Source organism: Chryseobacterium turcicum (assembly GCF_021010565.1).
GTDB classification, from domain to species: domain Bacteria; phylum Bacteroidota; class Bacteroidia; order Flavobacteriales; family Weeksellaceae; genus Chryseobacterium; species Chryseobacterium turcicum.
Genome location: NZ_JAJNAY010000002.1, coordinates 408394 through 429565, shown reverse-complemented (window position 1 = coordinate 429565; position 21172 = coordinate 408394). Strand labels below are relative to the sequence as shown.

Sequence of the window (21172 nt, the reverse complement as noted above, 5' to 3'; positions counted from 1 at the left end):
AATTCGTATTAAAATTCACACAATGCCACACGCAATTACCAATAGAACGCCCAAGCCAAAATATGATATTGTGCTTATAGGAGGCGGAATTATGAGTGTAACACTAGCCACTTTACTTCACGAATTTGACCCTAATTTGGATATCGCAATTTTTGAAAGATTAGGAAGATTTGCCAAAGAAAGTACCGCTGCATGGAACAATGCAGGAACAGGGCATTCTGCATTTTGTGAACTCAATTATACACCCGAAAAAGAAGACGGAAGTATAGATATTTCTAAAGCTGAAAAAATCGCAGAACAGTTTGAGATTTCAAAACAGTTTTGGTCTTATTTGGTTGATAAAAATTATATTCATAATCCTCAGGAATTTATCAATTCTTGTGCGCATATGAGCTTGGTTTTTGGTGAAAAAGATGCAGAATATCTTCAGAAAAGACATCAGGCATTAACAAATTCGCCTCTGTTTTCCGAAATGGAGTTTTCTAACAATCATGATACTTTAAGAGAATGGCTGCCTTTGGTAATGAGCAAAAGAAATCAGTCTGAAGTTTTGGCAGCCACAAAAATGGAACTCGGAACCGATGTGAATTTTGGTACCCTTACCCGAAAAATGGGACGCCATCTTGTAGAAGATTCTCATGTGGAAGTTTTCTTGTATCATGAAGTAAAAGACATCTCTCCCAGAGAAGACGGTACATGGGAAATGAAAGTAAAAGACCGTATCAATAACCATAAACAGGAAGTTATTGCAGATTTTGTTTTTATAGGAGCAGGAGGCTACGCATTGCCGTTGCTCGACAGCTCAGATATTAAAGAAAGTGAAGGATATGGTGGTTTTCCCGTTTCCGGACAATGGTTAGTTACCCATAATCAGGAATTGGTAGCACAGCATCAGGCAAAAGTGTATACCCAAGCAACCGTGGATGCACCGCCGATGTCTGTTCCACATTTAGATTTAAGAATTATCGATGGTGAAAAAGCTTTGCTTTTCGGTCCTTTTGCTGGTTTCTCTACTAAATTTTTGAAAGAAGGCAGTTATCTGGATTTACCGGAAAGTGTCAATACCAAAAATCTTCGCTCATTATTCGGAGCTTGGTGGCATAATATTCCTCTGACTAAATATCTGGTTCAGCAAGTAGCAATGACAAAAGCTCAGAGAATGCAGCATTTGAGAGAGTTTGTGAAAGATGCAAAAGAAGAAGACTGGGAACTAAAAGTTGCAGGACAACGCGTACAAATTATTAAAAAAGACGATAAGTTAGGAGGTAAATTAGAATTTGGAACCGAGGTTGTCGTGAATGATAAAGGAACAATTGCTTCTCTTTTAGGAGCTTCTCCGGGAGCATCTACTGCAGTTTTTGCCATGTTGAATGTGTTAGAAAAATGTTTTCCTGAAAAATTCAATGGAGAATGGAAAGATAAATTGCTGGAAATGATTCCTTCATATGGACAAAAATTATCCGAAAATCCTGAATTGGCAAATAAAACCCGAGCCTATAGCAAAGAAAAATTAGAACTCAAACATTAAATATAAGTGATAAGTAATAGGTAATAAGTAATTTTGCAGTTTCACATTACTCATTACCTATTACTCATAAAAAAGATGGAAGTTATTTCAAAACCGATAATTGCAAAAGAAATTCTTGAATCTCTTCAAACAAAAATTGAAGAAGAAAAGCAGGTAATTGTACATTGCTGTTTTCCGGCATCACCATTTTTAGGGAATTTAATCAGAATTTGGAATACAACTCATCTTATCGATAATACTTCGAGCCACAAAAGTAAATTGATTCACGCAGAAAATATCACCATTTATCCCAATTGGACGGTAGTTCCATTTATGAAAGATTTTTGGTTTACGTTGGTTTTCTCAGGGTTACCAAAAGATTGTAAAAGCTTTGATTTTAAAGAAGAAATTCCGGAAGAAGGTGGTTTTTTTGTGAAGTCAATTAAAAGAAATTCATCGGATATTTACCGTATCAAAATTTCTGACTAGATTTAAATTAAACCTAAAATGAAGAAAATAATTCTTATTCTTTTTGTTGTTCTCCCTTTTTTTATGTTTTCGCAGAAAAAGAAGCTTTCAGATGTTAAGAAATCTGAAGCGAAAACTATTGTTGATAAAAATTCAAATTCTGTAAAGCTTGAAATTGAGAAATTTCAAAAAGATTTGAACAAAGAATATCTAGACAAAAAAGAAACACCTTTGCGAGGAGATAATTATACAAATTTTAAACAACATCCTTTCTTTCCTATTGATTTAAAATATCGAGTTACCGCTGATTTTGTTAAAAATGAAAACCCTAAACCTTTTGATTTACCAACTTCTTCAGGAAAATCAAAATTGTATCAGGAATATGGAAAAGCTACTTTTTTACTCGACGGAAAATCTTATACTTTAACGATTTATCAAAGTTTAGATTTAATGAAAATGGAAAAATATAAAGACCATCTTTTCTTGCCTTTCAGAGATGAAACCAATCAAAAAGAGACTTACGGTGGTGGAAAGTATATGGATTTGAAAATTCCGAAAGGAAATACGATTGTGTTAGATTTTAATCAATCTTATCAGCCTTTCTGCGCTTACAATGCTTATGATTACAATTGCCCGATTGTTCCCGAAGAAAATAAACTTCCTGTTGAAATAAAAGCAGGAGTCATGTATGACGATATTTATCATCATTAAACTATGGTTAATTTACAGTTTTTTAAAACAAAAGATTTATCTGAATTAAATTATGAGCTTGATAAAATTCAGGCGCAGTTTTCATCTTTACCAAACCAAGCATTAAAGAGAATTGAAATAAGAAACCAAAATGACGATTTTTTTGCTTATCCGATTACTATTTTTTTTGATGAAAAAGCGGCCGGATTTTGTGTGTTAGATTTTGGAAATGATAAATTTGAATTAACTGATAATCAAGACTCTGTTTTGCTTCGTTCATTATCTGTAAATCCTGAATTTCAGGGAAAAGGGATTGGTAAATCTGTGATGATTATATTGGATGATTTTATTAAAGAACATTTTAAAGATTGTAATGAAATTGTCTTATCCGTCAATGAAAGGAATGATTTTGCATTTCAGATTTATGCAAAAAGGGGATATGTTTATGACGGTAAAAAGATAGCTGGAAGAAGCGGACCACAATTTGTAATGTCTAAAACTTTAGAATAAATTAAAAGTATAATTTGAGTTTGGCGTGATACTTTCAATTGGTTTAAAACATCATTAAAATCAAAATATGGAAGTTTCATTAAGAAATCAGGTTGCCATAATCACTGGCGCATCAAGCGGAATCGGAACCGGAATTGCAAAATCTATCGCTTCAGCTGGAGCAAAAGTCATCATCAACCATTCATCTGAAAAATCTAAAGATGAAGCTCAAAAAGTTTTAGAAGAAATCAAAAAAAATGGCGGCGACGGAATGGTTTATCAATGCGATGTTTCTAAAGAAACTGAAGTTGTTAAAATGTTTGCAGATGTTGTTTCAGAATATGGAACGGTTGATATTTTAATTAATAATGCCGGAATTCAGAAAGATGCCAAATTTATAGACATGACTGTTGAAGAGTGGGATACGTTGATGGGAGTTAATCTTCGCGGTCAGTTTTTGTGTTCCAGAGAAGCTATCAAAGAATTTCTTCGCCGTGGAATTGATACAACACGTTCTGTTGCCTGTGGCAAAATCATTCATATCAGTTCGGTACACGAAATTATTCCTTGGGCAGGGCATGCAAATTATGCGGCAAGTAAAGGTGCGATAAAAATGCTGATGCAGACTTTAGCTCAGGAGTATGGCGCAGATAAAATTAGGGTTAATTCTATTTGTCCGGGTGCAATTCAGACACCAATCAATAAAGAAGCATGGGAAACTCCGGAAGCAATGAATGATTTAATGAAATTAATTCCATATAACAGAATTGGCCAACCTGAAGATGTTGGAAATTTAGCAGTTTTTTTAGCAAGCGACTTAACCGATTATATTTCGGGAACGAGTATTTTCATTGACGGCGGTATGACAAGTCTGGAAAGTTTTTCAAACGGTGGCTGATTTATTCAAAAATCTGCTGAATAACCTCGAGCGAATTGGGTGTTTTAAAATCAGTAATGTGATAATGATAATACACTAACAAACTATCCAGAAAGGATTTTCTCATAACCTGCGGAATTTTTATTTCGTAAGGATTTTGTGAGGATAAAATTAATTTCCACAACAAAGAATTTTCACTGTCGAATAAATGATGGCTTCCTTCATTTGAAAAAGTACCAGTTTCTGCATTAAGATAATTTCCTTCTGTTAAAAGTGGAGCAACACCCTGGATTTTTAAAATTTTAACCAAAAAAATAAGATGAGACCGGTAATTTTGCTGACCAAGCTCAAAGATAAACTCATCAATGATCTGAAAGAGATTCGGATTTTTATTTTCGTTTCTTAAAATTTGATTCAAAAAATCAGCAATGAAAAATATAACTGTATTGGCTTTAATGTCTGTATAAACATCATTTGCTTCTACAATTTCTAATTTTGAAACCGTTTGAATTCCACTGCTTTTTCCTGAATTGACTAAAAAATGAAGCTTGTTTAAAGGGATTAAAAAAGCTTTTTTCTTATTCTTTTTACTGTAAATTCCTTTGAGGAAATAAGTTTGAAAACCATCTTCTTCGGTAAAACAATGGAGAACAGCATCGTTTTCTCCATATTTTATATAGGAAAGTAAAAATCCGTTTTGTGAAATCATTAATTGACTACCGCTATTTTTGCTGTAGCTTTATCTGAACCGTCTTCGTTGGTCATCAATACAAAATAAATCCCGGAAGCCACTCTTTTACCTTTTTGGTTGTTAAGATTCCATTCATAATATCCTGTTCTTGCAATCGCAGAGTGTACAAGATTTCCTGCAGCATCTACAATTCTGATATTTGTTTTTTCAGCTAATCCTTTAATAGTTACATTTCCTTTAAACTGTGAATATACAACCGGATTAGGATACACCAAAACATTACCAAAGTTTGAGGTAACGTCTGCAACATCGCCTTGGTAAGTAACAATTCCGTCAAAAGTTACAAAATAAACCTTACCAGTCTTTTTATCAACTTTAATGTCAGTAATGGTATTCGTAGGAAGTGGCGAGTTATCTTTTGTAAAATGTTTAATCGTTTGTTCACCTGATGCAGATAGATAATAAACACCTCCATCTTCTACAGATACCCATTTTTGATTTCCACCATCTACTTCAATATGTAGAATTGTAGCATCTCTGAAAAGTTCTTCAGCCAATCCGCCCTGTTCAATTACAATAGGTTCTAGTGTAGGGTCGTTTTTTATTTCGGCAGCTGCATTAGGCAAAATTCTTAATCCTCCTTCAGTTCCTATCCAGGCATCTCCAGATTTATCCATTGCAAAAGAAATTGTATTTGCTGGAAGGTCATTTGTCTGATCTAAATAGTATTGTGTATCATCGGTAAAAGTTGCCGTTTTTTTTGTGTCGTACACTAAAAAGTTGGCAGTTCTTGGAATAGGAATCCAAAGTAAATCACTGTTGAATACAGGAAATTGTATCCCTGCACTAGTGCTTAAATCTTTTACTAAAAAATCATCGGTTGCTCTGTCGTAAAAAGCTAAAGCTGAGATAGGACCAGAATAAGCTAATGTACCAAATATATTGTTTTGATCATCGGATGTAAAACCAACAGGACGTCTTATGGATCCTGTGCCTGAACCCATTGTATAACGTTTTACAAAGTCAAAATCTTTAGAAGATGAATTGTATTTCATCTTGTAAACACCATAATTTGAACTAAAAACATAATTTGTAAAGAATACATCTCCAGGATTTGCAGGATCTGAAAAAGCATCTATAACATTGAAAGTATTTGTACTTCCTGTAAAGTATGATGAATAAATCCACTCAGTACCTGTGAAATAATAAAAACCAGGATTTCTAGGGTTATTTTGTGGCTCATTATATCCATTTGCTCTAATTCCTGTAGAAACTAAAAGCTGATTATCATTAAATAATCTAATCTTATAAGCATAGTTAAAATAAGGCCCATCTGGTTTGTAGGCTATATTATCATCGGTTTTAACTCCAGAAAGTCTAGTCCCGCCATATACTTTAGAGCCAATTGTTGTCGCCGTATTACAGCTTTCTCCTACACTTGTGCTACCTCCAAAATTTCCATTGGTGTTGTAGGTGTAAATTCTGCTGCCGTCTGTAATGATGATATTGTTTGAATTTACAACCACATCATTGATGCCTCCAAAGAGTTGAGCGATAGGAGTTGATGTTCCGTTATTGTAAATATACGTTGTAGTTGCTGATGAAAATGCTAAAACTGATTCCGAATCAATATTGGTGAAGTTTCCGGGCATTTCTGTTACCCAAGTTGTAAACACAGGAAAAGTAGTATTCATTTCATGGGTTTTCAATCCTGTATTGGTTGCAGCAAAAACTTTATTTCCTAAAATAGTAGCTTCATTACTGGCTTGAAAAACACCTCCGTTAATAAAGAATACAGAATCGGCAAATTCTTTCTTTTTTAAATCAAAAATAGAAACTCCATAGCCTACAGAAACGACTGCTTTGTCTCCGGTAATAGAAATGTGATTGATTTTTTTGCTTCCATTATAGCCAGTAGCAATAGGGATATCTACCACATACGTTACACCTTGAGGAGTAATAATATCTAAAGCTCCGTTTTGGTAACCTACCAAACCAATCTTAGTTTGTGGGTTGTAATCAAAAGCAGAAATTTTTACATCATGAAGACCATTGGCTTTTGACAGTTTGGTAATTTCTCCTGAAGAAATCGTATAATAAAAAATCCCGTTTTCTGTGGCGGCAACGATTTTTCCGTTATCTTCTTTCATCGCCAAAACATTGTTGTAAGAAAACAAGTCTGCCCATTTTTTTGAAGAAATACTCTGCGCATTTACAAGCTGCAACGATGCGAAAATACCAAAAGAAAGTAATGAGATTTTTTTCATATGTAGATATCTAACATTTTTTAAAGGTCATATGCAATCGCCTTATCTTTATTATGATTTGGATCTCCAAATCATGGCGATTTCATATTATACTATTATACTGCTGTCGATTGCCTGGTTGTTCCAAGAAATCTGTTTTATATTTTTATTTGAATCAAAAAAGAAATCTATTCTGCCTAAAAGAAGGCCGGCCCAACCTACTTGGTTTACCAAAACGTTTTTCCCCTGTCTGTTTTTAAAAGTCTGAGGTTCTGGTAAAAAAGTATGCGTGTGACCTCCCAAAATTAAGTCAATATTTTCTGTTTTTGAAGCTAAAATTTTATCACTTATTTTTTCGGGCTCGTCTTTGTAGTCATATCCGATGTGAGAAAGGCAAATAACGAGGTCACATTTTTTCTCATTTTTCAGAAAATTAGAATAATGTTGAGCCACATCAATAGGGGCAGACCATACCGTTTCTCCGTATTGTTTCTTGCCTACTAAACCTTCAAGCTGAATACCTACACCGAAAATCCCTACTTTGATGCCGTTTTTGTTGAATATTTTATACTGCGAAGTTTTTCCGTCGAGAATGGTATTTTTAAAATCATAATTCGAACAGATAAAAGGAAACTCTGCATTAGGCAAAACTTTTAAAAATCCATCCAGACCATTGTCAAAATCATGATTTCCCATTGTTGATGCGTCATATTTCATCATCGACATCAGTTTAAATTCCAATTCACCTCCGAAAAAGTTGAAATAGGGTGTTCCCTGAAAAATATCTCCTGAATCAAGCAACAAAAGATTGCTTTCCTCACTTCTTATTTTTTGTATTAAACTTGCTCTTCTTGCAAAACCTCCCTGATTAGGATTTTTGGTATAGCTTTCGTCAAAAGGTTCTATTCTGCTGTGTTGGTCGTTGGTGTGAAGAATCGTTAATTTATGGGCAGATTTAAATGAATTTAAACTCAATTCTTCCGCCATCATCAAATTGGGAGCTAAAGACATTGCTAAAGTTCCGCCACCTATCGTTTTTAAAAAACTCTTTCTATTCATTATTTCTTCCCAATAAAATTTAAGCGAATATCTTCTTTCGGATTGATTTCAGCATTTTTCTTAAAATAATCAACAAACAAGTCTCTTAATTTAATTCCTGTGGGAATCGATTCTCCTTTGCTGAAAAATTTCATATTATCACCACCCAAAGCAAGATAATCAGAAGTAGCAATATAATAATCCTGAGCCGGATTTACAGCTTTTCCGTTAATCAATTTTTTGGTTAATTGTCCGTTATTTGTTTCGATATACAAATGAGAAACCGGATTGTTTACCTGAGTTTTTGCATAGTAATCAAACAATCCCTGTACATCTGAACCTTTCATTTTTACAATGATTACTTCATTTTCAAAAGGCATTACTTCAAAAACATTTTTCAGAAGAATATCTCCTTTTCCAATTGTGGTACGGATTCCGCCAATATTGATTAACGCAGCATCTACATTTTTATTGAGATTTGCTTTTACCCAAACATCTGCTCCGTCAAAAGTATAATCAGCCAAAAGGTTTCCCAGATTGCTATTGTCGCCTTCTTTTGTAAGGTCTACATTGGTGTAAGAGATTTTTTGATTCATCTCTTTGTTGAGTTTCAGAGTGTAAGGCTCGATAAATTTCGCAAAATCTTCATCGTCCTTCAGCTCTTTATTAATAGAAATATTCTTTTGTGTCTGCACATTGGCAACCTGTAACGATGTCGTTTTACAGGCTGTAAGTGATAACAAGGCAATTCCTAGCAATAAGAATTTATTTTGCATAATATCTTTAAGTATATGCAAATATAATTATATGTATAATAAAATAAGATTAAATATTGTAAATTCTTGTATGAATTGATTAAATTTGGAGAAAATAATTCGAACAGATGAGCATTTTAAAAGGAGTAGGTGTTGCTTTGGTAACACCCTTTAATGAAGATTTATCCGTAGATTTCGAAAGTTTAACAAAACTTGTTGAATATAACATCGAAAACGGAACCAACTATTTGGTAGTATTGGGAACTACAGCAGAAGCTGCTACACTTTCTTCAGATGAGAAGAAACAGGTAGTTGAGCACATCATTAAGGTTAATAATAAACGTCTTCCTTTGGTTTTAGGAATTGGCGGAAACAATACTCTGGAAGTCAAACAGCAAATTGAAGAAACTGATTTGTCAGATTTCACGGCAGTTTTATCGGTGTCTCCTTATTATAACAAGCCAAATCAAGAAGGGCTTTATCAACATTATAAAGTTTTGGCTTCTACAGGGAAAAATATTATCATTTATAACGTTCCTTCAAGAACCGGACAAAATTTAGAAGCTGAAACTACTTTGCGTTTAGCAAATGAGTTTCCGAATTTATTCTTGATTAAAGAAGCTGCACCAAATATTCTTCAGTATTTTGATATTTTAAGAAAAAAACCTGAAGGCTTCAATTTGGTTTCTGGTGATGATGAATATACACTTCCGGTAACTTTAGCAGGTGGAGCAGGAGTGATTTCTGTAATCGGACAGGCATATCCAAAAGAATTTTCTACAATGGTTCAGTTGGCTTTTGATAAAAAAGTGGATGAAGCTTATGAGATTCACAACAAATTGGTAGAAATCACAAGATTAATTTTTGCTGAAGGAAATCCTTGCGGAGTTAAAGTGATTCTTGCCGAGATGGGATTGATTAAAAATTACTTAAGACTTCCTCTAGTTCCTGCTTCTGAAGGACTTCATGGAAAGATTAAGACTGAAATGAAAAACATTTAAAAAAGTGAATGGTGAATTTTGCTATGCAAGTCAGTAGTGAAATTTATATTTATTTAAAGAATAAATTGAAAGTGAAAAGTGTAGTGCTTTTCACTTTTTTAATCTTACTACTTAACTATAATTTTTTAAAACACATTAGTTCCTTTAAGTGAGTGATTCGAATGTTGAAAAGAACACATTAGTCTTTGAAAATCTTTGATTTTCGTCTTATGTGTTCTTAATGTTTTCAAAGTAATTAAACTAAAAAACTTAAGTGTTCTAATGTGTTAAATGATTTTTTATAATTTATCAAGCATGAAACTAATCAAAGCAACAAAAGAAAACATCCCTTTAATTCAGGATTTAGCCAAGAGGTCTTGGGAAAATGCCTATGCAGAAATTCTTTCTCAAGAGCAGATGGGATATATGCTTGAAACAATGTATTCAGAAGCAGAAATTTCAGCGCATTTAGACAATTCTAATTATCATTATTATTTAGTTTTTGACGAAACTTCTAATGATTATGACGGGTTTATTGGTTTTGAAAATCATTACGAAGATAGCACTACCAAACTTCACCGAATTTATCTTGTTCCGGAAAGTAAAGGAAAAGGTTTGGGCAAAAAAACGCTCGAATTTTTAAATGAAAAAGTAAAAGAAAGTGGTGACGACAGAATTATTTTAAATGTCAATAAATATAATGCTGCAAAAAGTTTTTACGAATCTCAAGGCTATAAAGTCTATGATGATGGCGTTTTTGATATTGGAAATGGGTATGTGATGGATGATTATTTGATGGAAACAAATTTGTAATTTTTCTATTTATTCAATTGGTTGCAGCTCAACTTTAAGAAATCTTACTCCACTTATTCTTCCCTTTATAATTTTGGATGTAATAATTTTTAATAATCTGATGGTCAGTTCTGGATAAATGCGGGTCGGTTTCTAGGATTTTGTCGACCATTTTTTTTGTGGTTTTAATGATTTGGGAGTCATTCACCAAATCGAGTCTTTTAAAATCAACGACACCACTTTGCTGTGTTCCTAAAATATCTCCCGGACCACGCAATTGCATATCAACTTCAGAAATCTTAAAACCATCGTTGGTCTCCACCATCGTTTTGATACGGGTTCTGCTATCGCTGGAAAGTTTATCAGAGGTCATCAGAATGCAATAGCTCTGTTCGGCACCTCTTCCGACACGGCCACGAAGCTGATGAAGCTGTGAGAGACCAAATCTTTCGGCACTTTCAATCACCATAACCGAAGCATTCGGAACATTTACACCTACTTCAATAACGGTTGTTGCAACCATAATTTGTGATTTTCCTGATGCAAAATAATTCATGGCGGCATCTTTCTCATCGGGTTTCATTTTCCCGTGAAGCATCGTTACATTATAGTTTGAAAAATTATCCATAATGTGCTCCAAACCTTCCTGCAGATTTTTATAATCTAAGGTTTCAGATTCTTCAATCAAAGGATAAACGAAATAGATTTGTCGCCCTTTACGGATTTCTTCATGACAGAAATGGTAAACATAAGTGCGGTCTTTTTCTCTTCTGTGCGCTGTAATAATCGCTTTTCTTCCAATGGGCAACTCGTCAATCACCGAAACATCTAGGTCAGAATAAAAACTCATCGCCAAAGTTCTTGGAATTGGCGTTGCCGTCATCACCAAAATATGAGGTGGGATTTTATTTTTAGCCCAAAGTTTTGCTCGTTGTGCGACACCAAATCGATGTTGCTCATCGATAATCGCCAATCCAAGATTTTTAAATTTAACCTTGTCTTCCAAAACAGCATGAGTTCCAATTAGAATTGAAAGTTGGCCGTTTTCGAGTTCTTCGTGAATGATTTTTCTGGCGGCAGCTTTTACTGAACCGGTTAAAAGGCTGACTTTAATCTCGGTGTCTTTTAATAAATCTTTGATTCCGTTGTAATGTTGTTGCGCAAGAATTTCTGTAGGTGCCATTAAACAACTCTGAAAACCGTTATCTAGAGCAATCAACATCGTTAATAGAGCCACCATTGTTTTTCCCGAACCAACATCTCCCTGCAAAAGCCTGTTCATTTGAATGGGCCTTTTCATATCAATTCTTATTTCCTTCAACACCCTTTTTTGAGCGCCGGTGAGTTCAAAAGGAAGATGTTTTTCGTAAAATCCGGTAAAATGATCACCTACAATCGGAAACGGATTTCCTGTAGATTGTGTTTTATGATGAAGCTTTTTTAAGGCATATCCTAATTGAAAAAAGAAGGATTCTTCAAACTTTAACCGTTGATTGGCAATTTCAAAATAATCTAAATTCTTTGGAAAATGAATATTCAGAAATGTTTTTTGTCTTGAAATAAACTTCATCGAACTCATGATAGATTCCGGAAGGTTTTCCTGAATGAGACTAGGGATTTCGAGACATATATTTCTAAGAATAGCCTGAAAAAACTTTTGGGTTAACCCTCTTTTTGTCAGTTTTTCAGAACTTGGGTAAATCGGTTTTAAACGCTCGCTTTTTTCTTTGTTTTCGTCAACTTCAATTTCCGGATGTGGCATTGAAAATTGATTGTTAAACGCATTGATTTTTCCGAAAATAAAAACCTCACGATTTACAGGAATCTGTTCTTTCAGCCATTTTGAATACTGAAACCACACCAAATCCATACTTCCGGTATCATCATTAAATTTTGCCGTCAATCTTTTCACTTTTCCGGTAAGAATTTCCTGTACGTTTGAAATTTTTCCTTTCAGCTGAATTTCAATATTACTTTCCTGAAGTTGTGAGACTTTGTAAATTTTGTTTTTATCTAAATACCGAATCGGGTAGAAGTTAAGAAGGTCATCCACTGTAGAAATTCCCAACACATTTTTAATGAGTTTGGCTCGTTCAGGACCGATTCCTTTTACAAATTCTATGGATGTTTCTAAAGTCAAAAAATATTTTGAGGCACGAATTTCGTGAAATTTCAGCAATAAAAAAAGCTTTCAGGTTTGAAAGCTTAGGTTCTGTTTTATTTACTCTCACAGGTTATGCTGATTGAGCAGGTTTTTATTAATTATTATTTTGCCACGAATGGCACGACTGATTTTATTTAAAATTTTATTCGTGGCAATAAAACATTTACTCTTGTATTTTAGATTTAAATTTCTTTTGATAAGATTCCCAATCTTCACGACTTTTGATTTTCTTGAATAAATCGGTTGAAATAAAGCCGAGATACGGTTCTAGTTCTTTAGCAGATAATTCGCCCTGTAAAATGGTAATAGGACTTCCTTTTTCATCAAGAAAAACAGTACTCGGAACTGCATTTACATTCATAAATTGAGTAAACTCATGAAGTGAATTCCGTCCTCTTTTATGAGACGTATTTTCATTGGAGAATTTTCTTCCAAAAATTTCAATCGTTCTTTTGTCTTCTGCATCAAATTTTACAGGATAGTAATTTTCATTTAAAAACTCATAAATTATGGAATTTCCATAGGTTTTTTTATCCATGATTTTGCATGGCCCACACCAATCTGCATAAAAGTCGATGAGTATTTTCTTAGGTTGAGTTTTTTGTGCATTCAAAGCTTCTTCAATAGTCATCCATTTTACCTGGGAAAAAGCAAAAAAAGATTGAATAATAAAGAGAAAAGCAAATATCTTTTTCATCTGTTGTTTTTATTTTTTATGTCATATGAAATCGCTGCACTTAGTTAAGGCTTATGTCTAAAATAGTGAAGCGATTTCATAATCAATACATTTTTAAATTGTTATCGAACATCCTGCATTAGTTTTTTCACCCATGGAGATATCAAAATCAATACCACACCAGCAATTACTGCATAAAGTCCGAGCTGTTTGTAACCTTCTGTATAGGTAATTAACGCATCATAATTGGTGGAGCCTTCTTTTGCATCGGCTAAACCAGCTCCAATAATTCCTGCAACATATTGTCCATAAGCTGAAGCGAGAAACCACATTCCCATCATCATTCCCTGAAGGTTTTTGGTGGAAAGTTTAGTCATAATCGATAATCCGATAGGAGAGAGGCATAATTCTCCCAAAGTGATAACTAGCAATGCTATTGTAAAGAAATTTAACGAAGTGATTCCCTGTAAATCGGCAAATAATCTTGTGGCAAATAAAACGTAATATCCTAATCCTAAAAATATAAATCCTAAACCAAATTTAATAATAGTATTGGGCTCAATTCTTTTTTTACTCAGCCAAATCCATAATAAACCGAGTAATGGAGCTAAGAAAATAATGAAAAAAGCACCTCCAGAATTATTGACCCCATTTGGGTCTAATCCTAAAAGGTCTTTATTTAAATTTTTCGCAGCAAAAATACTTAATGAACCTCCACTTTGCTCATAAATTCCCCAAAATAAGATTGAGAATAAGATAAATACCAAAGCTGCCCAAAGTTTTTTTCTTTCTGCGGTAGTAACTTTAGACATTTCAAAGAATAAATAAATCAAAGTTAAAGGTCCAACAGTCCACATGAAATAATCGGTATATTCAGGAACAGAAACCATTGTCATGATAATAGGAATGAATATTAATGATAAAACATATACTCCATATTCTTTCCATTTTGGTATGGGTGCAGATTTTATTTCATTTTCCGGATGCCCTGGTTGAAGACCAATTGTCCCCAAACTTCTTTGCGTGAAAACAAAATTAATCAAGCTGATAACCATTACAATGGCTGCTAATCCGAAAGCAACATTCCAATGTAAACCTTCTGGGATTAAATGAGACAGCAATTCTCCCTTTCCTATTGCGATGCATAAATAACCTCCGAGAAGTGCTCCAAGATTAATTCCTGCATAAAAAAGAGAGAATCCAGCATCTGCTCTTGAGTCGTTTGGTTTGTAAAGCTGGCCCACCATTGATGAAATATTAGGTTTAAAAAAACCTGTTCCTACGACTGTAAAAGCAATTCCTAAAAAGAAAAATTGGTGTGGGTCTGTTGCTAAAATTAAACTTCCGATAATCATTAAAAGTCCACCCCAAAAAAGAGATTTTCTGAAACCTAAAATTTTATCTGCGAAAAGCCCGCCAATAAAAGTAAACGCATAAACGAAAGCTTGAGTTGCTCCATATTGAAGATTGGCTTCTTTTTCGTGGAAATTGAGTTGAGAAATCATAAAGAAAACGAGCATTCCGCGCATTCCGTAGAAGCAGAAACGTTCCCACATTTCGGAAAAAAAGAGTGACCAGATTTGTTTAGGATATTTTCCTTTGAAATTTTGTATTTCGTCGAGAGTTAAGTTCATGAGTTATAATTGATGAATGATTATTGATTCATTTTGTGACTCAATGCGTCACAAATTTATATTGACATTTAATAAAGAATCTTCTATCATACGAATGTAAAAAAAACCTCTGAAAAAATCAGAGGTTTAATTATTATTTTGAAAAATAGTTTTTATTTTACACCATGCATCATTTTAGTGATATACTTGCTTAATAAAAGAAGTAATACTCCACAAACAATTACAAATCCTGAAATATATGTAAATACTTGTCCTGCTCCTAAAGTTTCCACGATTGAAGCCAAGAATCCTCCGATGAAGTTGGCAATTGAAGAAGATAACATCCAAACAGCCATCAAGATTGAAGCTAATTTTGGAGGAGATAATTTAGTTACTACAGATAAACCTACCGGTGAAAGACAAAGCTCCCCAATGGTGTGTAGTAAATAAGTCATAATCAACCACATAATTCCTGCTTTGTTTGCAATGTCAGCAATATCACCGTTTGCATTTCTTTCTGCAACAGCTCCAAGCATAAACCAGAAACCGATTCCTAAGATAATCATACCGACACCCATTTTTACAGGCGTAGAAAGCTTTTTACCTAATTTAGAACTCCAGAACATAGCAAATAATGGCGCTAATGTTACAATGAAAATAGGGTTAACCGACTGAAACCATGATGTAGGAATTTCAAATCCGAAAACGTTTCTGTTGATAAATTTATCTGTATATAATGATAAAGATGAACCTGCCTGCTCGAAACCAGCCCAGAAGAATACGGCGAATAAGAATAAAATAAAGATTACTGTAATTCTTTGTCCTTCTTCAGGTTTAGTTAATGGCTTTCCTGTAACAGGATTGATTGAGCTTGCTTCTGTAGATTTTTCATCCGCAGAAGAGGTTTTAATAGGTTTTGTACCTAAATCTCCCAAGTATTTTTGAGCAAACACATTAAATACAACCTGTCCTAAAAACATTCCGACCCCAGCAGCAAGGAAACCATATCTGTACCCGTAAGCAATAGATCCGTCTGCGTTGGTTGTTGCAAAAAGGTTATCTGTAAAATATCCGATAATGAACGGTGCCAATAAAGCTCCTAAGTTGATTCCCATATAGAAAATAGAGAATGCAGAGTCTCTTCTATCATCACCATCCGGATATAAACCACCTACTAGCGTGGATATATTAGGTTTAAAGAAACCATTTCCAATGATTAGTAATGCTAAACCAATGTAGAGACCTGTCGTAGAATTCATTCCGAACAAAACAAACTGACCAATCATCATGGTAATACCTCCGATTGTAATTGCCAGACGTTTTCCTAAGAATTTATCAGCAAGCCAACCTCCGATAAGTGGTGTAAAATAGACAAGACCTGTGAAGTAACCATATAATAAGGTTGCATTCTGCTCATCCATTCCTAATCCTCCTTCGATTAATTTTTTCGTAAGATAAAGGATTAAAATTGCACGCATTCCATAATAAGAAAAACGCTCCCACATCTCGGTGAAGAACAAAAGGTACAAGCCTTTAGGATGTCCCTTCTTCTGTACTGTATCCATATTTGATTGTTAAATTTCTGTTAAGACCCACAAATATAGTTTTTTTTGGGTTTTTGGCAAGGTTTTAATTTTATTTTTAAAGAAAAAAGCTGCGGAACCCTCCGCAGCTTAGTATTTTTAGAATTTAGATGTAATTAATTTACTCCTTTTTCTTTCATTATTTTATTTAGTCTTTTCAAAATTGAAAGTCCAAGTAAAGTTGCTAAAAGTAAGAGACCAAAATTAACGATAAAGAAATTCGCTTTATTGTCATAATCATACCAGAAACTCGCTAAAACACCTGAAAGTTTGTTTCCGATTGATGTTGAAAGGAAGAACCCACCCATCATCAAAGCTGTTAATCTTGGTGGCGAAAGTTTTGAAACTAAAGATAATCCCATGGGTGACAAACAAAGTTCGCCCACAGTAATAACCCCGTAAGCTGCAATTAGCCATAAAGCGGAGACTTTTACCAAGCCATTTTGTCCGGCGTAAACCGCTCCTACCATTACTAAACATGATAATGCTGAGATAAATAATCCTAAAACAATTTTTGAAGGTGTGCTTGGTTCTTTCCCTTTTTTACGAAGCATCATAAAGAATGCAACCACAACCGGCGTCAATAAAATTACCCAACCAGGATTAATCGATTGGAATAATTCTGTGTTGTAGAGATTAACTGTTTGTGAAGGATTTGCTTCTAACTTTGCTCGTTCAGCTTCTGAGACATTTCTGAAATAAATATCTTTTCCTTGCTCTTTTAAAGCTTTACCATTTTCGTCTTTTTTCACCTGATACTGGTCATCATACACCGAAACTTCTTTATCTAGATAATCTTTTTTATCCACCAAATAAATGGCTTCTAAAGGTTTTTCTATCGCTTTAGGAACGGTTCTTTCGGTATAATAATTCGCCCAACGTGTTAAAGCGGTTCCGTTTTGTTTGAAAACTGCCCAAAACATTAAACTTACTGCAAAAATTGCAAGCAAAGCACCAATTGGTTTTTTGTCTTCAGCATTTGCTTTTACATACAACATGACGTAGAAATAAATCACTGGAATACATGCGAAAATAAACGCATCTGTACTGTCGCTACCAAAAATATTGTTTGGAATAAACCATCCAATCAATCCGAAAATTACGGCTGGTAAAAATACTTTTACCAAAACATCAGATATTTTGGTGTCACCTTCTTGTGCAGGTTTCAAAACATTTGCCTGAAGAATATGCTGTCTTCCGATAGAGAAAACCAAAAGTCCTACAAACATTCCTACTCCCGCGGTCATAAATGCGGGTCCCCATCCGTATTTGTTACGCATGAAAGCAGCAATAATATTACAGACAAAAGCTCCAATGTTGATTCCCATATAGAAAATATTGTATCCTGCATCTTTATTGGCTTTATAAGGTTCTTCGTTGTATAAATTTCCTAGAAGTGTAGAAATACTAGGTTTAAAAAATCCGTTTCCGATGATGATTAATGCTAATGAGGCATAAAACAGAGGGAGTTCTTTAAAAAAACCAATCCCGAGATAGCCTAGCCCCATTAAGAATCCCCCAATATAGATGGCTTTAATGTATCCTAAAAGTCTGTCGGCCAAAAATCCACCTAAAAATGGTGTTAAATAAGTTAATGCGATAAAAGTTCCGAAAATATCGTCAGCATTTTTATCGTCAAAAGCTAATCCTCCTTTTTCACTGTCTATCATGTAGAGTACAAAAATTCCGAGAATTAAATAATAGCCGAAACGCTCCCACATTTCTGTGAAAAATAAATAGGGAAGCCCTTTAGGATGTTTGGTTTTCATGTATAAGATTTTTTACAATTTCACAAATATAAAATTTTAAAAACAATATTCGAATTTTATTAACTTTGAGTAAAATTTAGTGAAATGGAAATCAGCATTAAAGAGATTGAACAAAATTTAAAATCTCTTCCCAAAGAATTTTTTGGGCAAGTGAATGATTATATCGATTTTTTGAGATACAAACATTGTAAAGAAAATAAATATGAAGTTCCTGAATGGCAAAAAGAGGAGGTAAGAAGAAGAATAAAATATTCGCAAGAACATCCTGAAAGTTTTGTTTCCGAATCTGAGATGAACGATTTTATAAAAAAATTAGATGCAGAAAGCTAAAATTATTTATACTCATTTTGTGAAAGCTGATTTAAAAGAAATTAATCAGTGGTATAGCAAAATTGACAAAAAAATATGGAGCTTTTTTATTAAAGAATTTTATTTGAAAATTAATTTCATCAGTGAAAATGCTCTTGCATCAGAAATAAAATATGATGTAAGCAGAATTGTATTCTTGCGGAAATTTCCTTACGGGATTCATTATCAATTTGATGAGTTTAAAAATGAAGTTGAAATTTATGGTGTATTTCATACTTCAAGAAATCCGGAAAATTGGATTGAAAGAAAATAAAAACCGAATCTTGAAATTAAGATTCGGTTTTTTTATGTCTAAAAATTATTTGAAAATTTACAAATTCTCCAAAATAAAATCTGTCATTTTCTGATACAGTTGCGGTCTTGTCTGTCCGCCATAAATACCGTGGTTTTTATCTGGATAAGCCATAAATTCAAACTGTTTTTTGTTTTGAATCAATGCTTCAGAAAATTCCATAGAATTTTGGAAATGTACGTTGTCATCGGCAGTTCCGTGAATCATTAAAAATTTCCCTTTCAATAAATTAGCATAGGTTGTTGGTGAATTGTCATCATATCCAGCTGGATTTTCCTGTGGAGTTAATAAAAATCTTTCTGTGTAAACAGAGTCATAATATCTCCAGTTGGTAACCGGTGCAACTGCGATTCCTGTTTTGAAAACATCAGCACCTTTTGTCATTGCCAAACTCGCCATGTATCCTCCGAAGCTCCATCCGAAAATTCCGATTCTTGTTTTGTCGATGTATTTTTGGTTTCCTAACCATTTTGCGGCAACAATCTGGTCTTCAATTTCGTATTTTCCTAAGTTTTTATAGGTTACTTTTTTAAATTTAGCTCCTTTATATCCTGTTCCACGACCGTCTACACAAGCAATGATATATCCTTTTTGAGCCAACATTTCAAACCAAAGTGCATTTCCATTATCCCAAGAATTAGAAACTTGCTGAGATCCTGGACCAGAATATTGGTACATAAATAATGGATATTTTTTATTCGGATCAAAGTTTTTAGGCTTAATAATCCAAGCATTCATCTGATCTCCCGCAGCGTTTGGAATGGTAATGAATTCTTTTACTGAAAAATTATCTGATTGTAATTTTTTTAGCTGATCATCATTATTCTGAAGTTCTTTCAACTGCTTTCCGTTTCCGTCTTTTAAAACAAAAGTGTAAGGTTTTGCTGCGGTAGAAGAAGTTTCGATGAAATAATTGTAGTTTTTACTAAAATTAGCAGCGTTATTTCCTTCTGTATTTGAAATTAACTGCGATTTTCCGTTCTGAATATTGATTTTAGAAACCACTTTATTAATACTTCCTTTTTCTGTAGTCTGAACGAAAATTTCCTGAGATTTTGGGTTGTAACCGTAATATTCTGTCACTTCCCAATTTCCTTTTGTAACTTGTTTTTTTAGCTTACCATCTTTGTCAAACCAATATAAATGACGGAAACCATCTCTTTCTGAAGCCCAAAGAAAGCTGTTGTCTTCAAGGAATTCTAAGGTTACATTGTCTGTATCAATCCACTTGTCATCAGTTTCTGTGAATAGTTTTTTTACTTCACCGGTTTTGGTATTTACTTTTAAAACATCAGACGCATTTTGCGTTCTCTGTGAAGTAATTAAAACAATTTCATCTGCATTTGCAGTCTGAATAACATTTGGAATGTAGTAGTTTTTAAATTGCTCAAGGTTTACTGTTGTCTTTTTTCCGTCTGCCAAATGATAAATATGTGCCGTTGCAACAGAGTTTTTTTCTCCAGCTTTGGGATATTTGTAACGCATTTCGGATGGATACAATGATTTTCCGTAAATAGGGATGAAAATTTCCGGAACATCGGTTTCAACCAATTTTACAAATAAAATATCTGCTGAGTTTTTGGTCCATTCATATAATCTTGCGTGCCCAAATTCTTCTTCATATACCCAGTCTGCTAAACCGTTTAATACTTTATTTTTTACACCATGCTCAGTAATCTGCGTGATTTTTCCTGAATTTAAATCCTGATAAAACAAATTGTTATCAACAATGAAAGCAATCTTGGTAGCATCAGGAGAAAATCTTGGTTCCTGTACAGGTTTTCCTTCATTTAAACTTAAAATTTTACCAGATTTTAAATCTTTTACATCATAAACTCCTAAAAAAGAATGTCTGTAAATGGGTTGGCTTTGTTTTAATAATAGAATTTTAGATTCATCATCAGAAAACTCGTAGCTTTCAAAATTTCCATCAACTAAATTTCCTTCTTTCTGTGAAGTTTTGTAAGAATATTTTGCAATTTCGCCTTGCTCGATGACCAAATAATTTTCACCGTTTTTCATAGATGCAATTCCGGCAATGCCTTTGCCACGGTAGTATCCTGAATATATTTTATCTAAAGTGATTTCCTGCGATGTCGCATTTTGAAATGCCGCTATAACCGTAAGGGTAAGTAAGAGTTTTTTCATTGCTTAATTTAAAGAATTTCAAAGA

Annotated in this window: 19 protein-coding genes; 9 read left to right on the top strand and 10 right to left on the bottom strand. The window is 33.8% G+C overall.

Annotated features, from left to right (window positions below):
- The first annotated feature begins 22 nt into the window (after positions 1-22).
- The 5 genes from mqo to LO744_RS16735 all read left to right on the top strand — a co-directional run bounded on the left by mqo (position 23) and on the right by LO744_RS16735 (position 4052).
- Positions 23-1528 (top strand): malate dehydrogenase (quinone), encoded by a 1506-nt coding sequence (gene mqo / locus LO744_RS16755; RefSeq protein WP_230671414.1) that lies wholly within the window; start codon positions 23-25, stop codon positions 1526-1528.
- Positions 1529-1603: 75 nt separating this feature from the next.
- Positions 1604-1996, top strand: coding sequence for a hypothetical protein (locus LO744_RS16750; protein WP_230671412.1), 393 nt, complete (start codon positions 1604-1606; stop codon positions 1994-1996).
- Positions 1997-2014: 18 nt separating this feature from the next.
- Positions 2015-2686 (top strand): DUF1684 domain-containing protein, encoded by a 672-nt coding sequence (locus tag LO744_RS16745; protein ID WP_230671410.1) that lies wholly within the window; start codon positions 2015-2017, stop codon positions 2684-2686.
- A gap of 3 nt (positions 2687-2689) precedes the next feature.
- Positions 2690-3175, top strand: coding sequence for a GNAT family N-acetyltransferase (locus tag LO744_RS16740; RefSeq protein WP_230671408.1), 486 nt, complete (start codon positions 2690-2692; stop codon positions 3173-3175).
- 67 nt (positions 3176-3242) lie between these two features.
- A complete protein-coding gene (locus LO744_RS16735; RefSeq protein ID WP_230671406.1) occupies positions 3243-4052 on the top strand; it encodes a glucose 1-dehydrogenase in 810 nt (269 codons plus the stop codon).
- A gap of 1 nt (position 4053) precedes the next feature.
- On the opposite strand, the gene recO is transcribed toward LO744_RS16735, so the two are convergent.
- The 4 genes from recO to LO744_RS16715 form a co-directional block, all read right to left on the bottom strand.
- Positions 4054-4740 (bottom strand): DNA repair protein RecO, encoded by a 687-nt coding sequence (gene recO / locus LO744_RS16730; protein ID WP_230671404.1) that lies wholly within the window; start codon positions 4738-4740, stop codon positions 4054-4056.
- Positions 4740-6989: a type IX secretion system anionic LPS delivery protein PorZ gene (gene porZ, locus LO744_RS16725; RefSeq protein ID WP_230671402.1), complete on the bottom strand. Its 2250-nt coding sequence runs from the start codon at positions 6987-6989 to the stop codon at positions 4740-4742. The genes recO and porZ overlap by 1 nt, the downstream gene beginning before the upstream one ends.
- Positions 6990-7076: 87 nt before the next feature.
- Positions 7077-8027, bottom strand: a complete 951-nt coding sequence (locus tag LO744_RS16720) for a bifunctional metallophosphatase/5'-nucleotidase (RefSeq protein WP_230671400.1) — start codon at positions 8025-8027, stop codon at positions 7077-7079.
- Complete coding sequence (locus tag LO744_RS16715; protein ID WP_230671398.1) at positions 8027-8782, bottom strand: 5'-nucleotidase C-terminal domain-containing protein; 756 nt, start codon at positions 8780-8782, stop codon at positions 8027-8029. Before LO744_RS16715 ends, LO744_RS16720 begins: the two co-directional genes overlap by 1 nt.
- 107 nt (positions 8783-8889) lie before the next feature.
- Between LO744_RS16715 and dapA the strand changes: the two genes are divergently transcribed.
- Entirely contained in the window at positions 8890-9762 is an 873-nt protein-coding gene (gene dapA, locus LO744_RS16710; protein ID WP_230671396.1) for a 4-hydroxy-tetrahydrodipicolinate synthase, read from the top strand.
- Positions 9763-10056: 294 nt separating this feature from the next.
- On the top strand, positions 10057-10554 hold the full coding sequence (locus LO744_RS16705; RefSeq protein WP_230671394.1) for a GNAT family N-acetyltransferase: 498 nt from the start codon (positions 10057-10059) through the stop codon (positions 10552-10554).
- A gap of 34 nt (positions 10555-10588) precedes the next feature.
- Here LO744_RS16705 and recG read toward each other — a convergent pair whose 3' ends face one another.
- The 5 genes from recG to LO744_RS16680 all read right to left on the bottom strand — a co-directional run bounded on the left by recG (position 10589) and on the right by LO744_RS16680 (position 18338).
- The gene (gene recG, locus LO744_RS16700; protein WP_230671392.1) at positions 10589-12673 is read right to left on the bottom strand and encodes an ATP-dependent DNA helicase RecG; all 2085 of its coding nucleotides are present in this window, start codon (positions 12671-12673) and stop codon (positions 10589-10591) included.
- A 187-nt stretch (positions 12674-12860) separates the two neighbouring features.
- Positions 12861-13394 (bottom strand): thioredoxin family protein, encoded by a 534-nt coding sequence (locus LO744_RS16695; RefSeq protein WP_230671390.1) that lies wholly within the window; start codon positions 13392-13394, stop codon positions 12861-12863.
- Positions 13395-13495: 101 nt separating this feature from the next.
- Entirely contained in the window at positions 13496-15007 is a 1512-nt protein-coding gene (locus LO744_RS16690; RefSeq protein ID WP_230671388.1) for a peptide MFS transporter, read from the bottom strand.
- 152 nt (positions 15008-15159) lie between these two features.
- Complete coding sequence (locus LO744_RS16685; protein WP_230671386.1) at positions 15160-16551, bottom strand: peptide MFS transporter; 1392 nt, start codon at positions 16549-16551, stop codon at positions 15160-15162.
- 134 nt (positions 16552-16685) lie between these two features.
- Positions 16686-18338 carry a peptide MFS transporter gene (locus tag LO744_RS16680; RefSeq protein WP_230671384.1) on the bottom strand — a complete coding sequence of 551 codons (1653 nt, stop codon included), beginning with the start codon at positions 18336-18338 and terminating at the stop codon, positions 16686-16688.
- Positions 18339-18422: 84 nt separating this feature from the next.
- Between LO744_RS16680 and LO744_RS16675 the strand changes: the two genes are divergently transcribed.
- Together LO744_RS16675 and LO744_RS16670 are read left to right on the top strand one after the other, a co-directional pair.
- Positions 18423-18668: a hypothetical protein gene (locus LO744_RS16675; protein WP_230671382.1), complete on the top strand. Its 246-nt coding sequence runs from the start codon at positions 18423-18425 to the stop codon at positions 18666-18668.
- The gene (locus LO744_RS16670) at positions 18655-18960 is read left to right on the top strand and encodes a type II toxin-antitoxin system RelE/ParE family toxin (protein ID WP_230671380.1); all 306 of its coding nucleotides are present in this window, start codon (positions 18655-18657) and stop codon (positions 18958-18960) included. The genes LO744_RS16675 and LO744_RS16670 overlap by 14 nt, the downstream gene beginning before the upstream one ends.
- A gap of 57 nt (positions 18961-19017) precedes the next feature.
- Here the strand turns inward: LO744_RS16670 and LO744_RS16665 are convergent, their stop codons facing one another.
- Positions 19018-21147 carry a S9 family peptidase gene (locus LO744_RS16665; RefSeq protein WP_230671378.1) on the bottom strand — a complete coding sequence of 710 codons (2130 nt, stop codon included), beginning with the start codon at positions 21145-21147 and terminating at the stop codon, positions 19018-19020.
- Positions 21148-21172: the final 25 nt, after the last annotated feature.

What these genes read in the sequence shown, in the direction of transcription:
- mqo (WP_230671414.1), top strand. Translation starts at nt 23, where the DNA reads ATGCCACACGCAATTACCAATAGAACGCCCAAGCCAAAATATGATATT.
- LO744_RS16750 (WP_230671412.1), top strand. Translation starts at nt 1,604, where the DNA reads ATGGAAGTTATTTCAAAACCGATAATTGCAAAAGAAATTCTTGAATCT.
- LO744_RS16745 (WP_230671410.1), top strand. Translation starts at nt 2,015, where the DNA reads ATGAAGAAAATAATTCTTATTCTTTTTGTTGTTCTCCCTTTTTTTATG.
- LO744_RS16740 (WP_230671408.1), top strand. Translation starts at nt 2,690, where the DNA reads ATGGTTAATTTACAGTTTTTTAAAACAAAAGATTTATCTGAATTAAAT.
- LO744_RS16735 (WP_230671406.1), top strand. Translation starts at nt 3,243, where the DNA reads ATGGAAGTTTCATTAAGAAATCAGGTTGCCATAATCACTGGCGCATCA.
- recO (WP_230671404.1), bottom strand. Translation starts at nt 4,740, where the DNA reads ATGATTTCACAAAACGGATTTTTACTTTCCTATATAAAATATGGAGAA.
- porZ (WP_230671402.1), bottom strand. Translation starts at nt 6,989, where the DNA reads ATGAAAAAAATCTCATTACTTTCTTTTGGTATTTTCGCATCGTTGCAG.
- LO744_RS16720 (WP_230671400.1), bottom strand. Translation starts at nt 8,027, where the DNA reads ATGAATAGAAAGAGTTTTTTAAAAACGATAGGTGGCGGAACTTTAGCA.
- LO744_RS16715 (WP_230671398.1), bottom strand. Translation starts at nt 8,782, where the DNA reads ATGCAAAATAAATTCTTATTGCTAGGAATTGCCTTGTTATCACTTACA.
- dapA (WP_230671396.1), top strand. Translation starts at nt 8,890, where the DNA reads ATGAGCATTTTAAAAGGAGTAGGTGTTGCTTTGGTAACACCCTTTAAT.
- LO744_RS16705 (WP_230671394.1), top strand. Translation starts at nt 10,057, where the DNA reads ATGAAACTAATCAAAGCAACAAAAGAAAACATCCCTTTAATTCAGGAT.
- LO744_RS16695 (WP_230671390.1), bottom strand. Translation starts at nt 13,394, where the DNA reads ATGAAAAAGATATTTGCTTTTCTCTTTATTATTCAATCTTTTTTTGCT.
- LO744_RS16690 (WP_230671388.1), bottom strand. Translation starts at nt 15,007, where the DNA reads ATGAACTTAACTCTCGACGAAATACAAAATTTCAAAGGAAAATATCCT.
- LO744_RS16685 (WP_230671386.1), bottom strand. Translation starts at nt 16,551, where the DNA reads ATGGATACAGTACAGAAGAAGGGACATCCTAAAGGCTTGTACCTTTTG.
- LO744_RS16680 (WP_230671384.1), bottom strand. Translation starts at nt 18,338, where the DNA reads ATGAAAACCAAACATCCTAAAGGGCTTCCCTATTTATTTTTCACAGAA.
- LO744_RS16675 (WP_230671382.1), top strand. Translation starts at nt 18,423, where the DNA reads ATGGAAATCAGCATTAAAGAGATTGAACAAAATTTAAAATCTCTTCCC.
- LO744_RS16670 (WP_230671380.1), top strand. Translation starts at nt 18,655, where the DNA reads ATGCAGAAAGCTAAAATTATTTATACTCATTTTGTGAAAGCTGATTTA.
- LO744_RS16665 (WP_230671378.1), bottom strand. Translation starts at nt 21,147, where the DNA reads ATGAAAAAACTCTTACTTACCCTTACGGTTATAGCGGCATTTCAAAAT.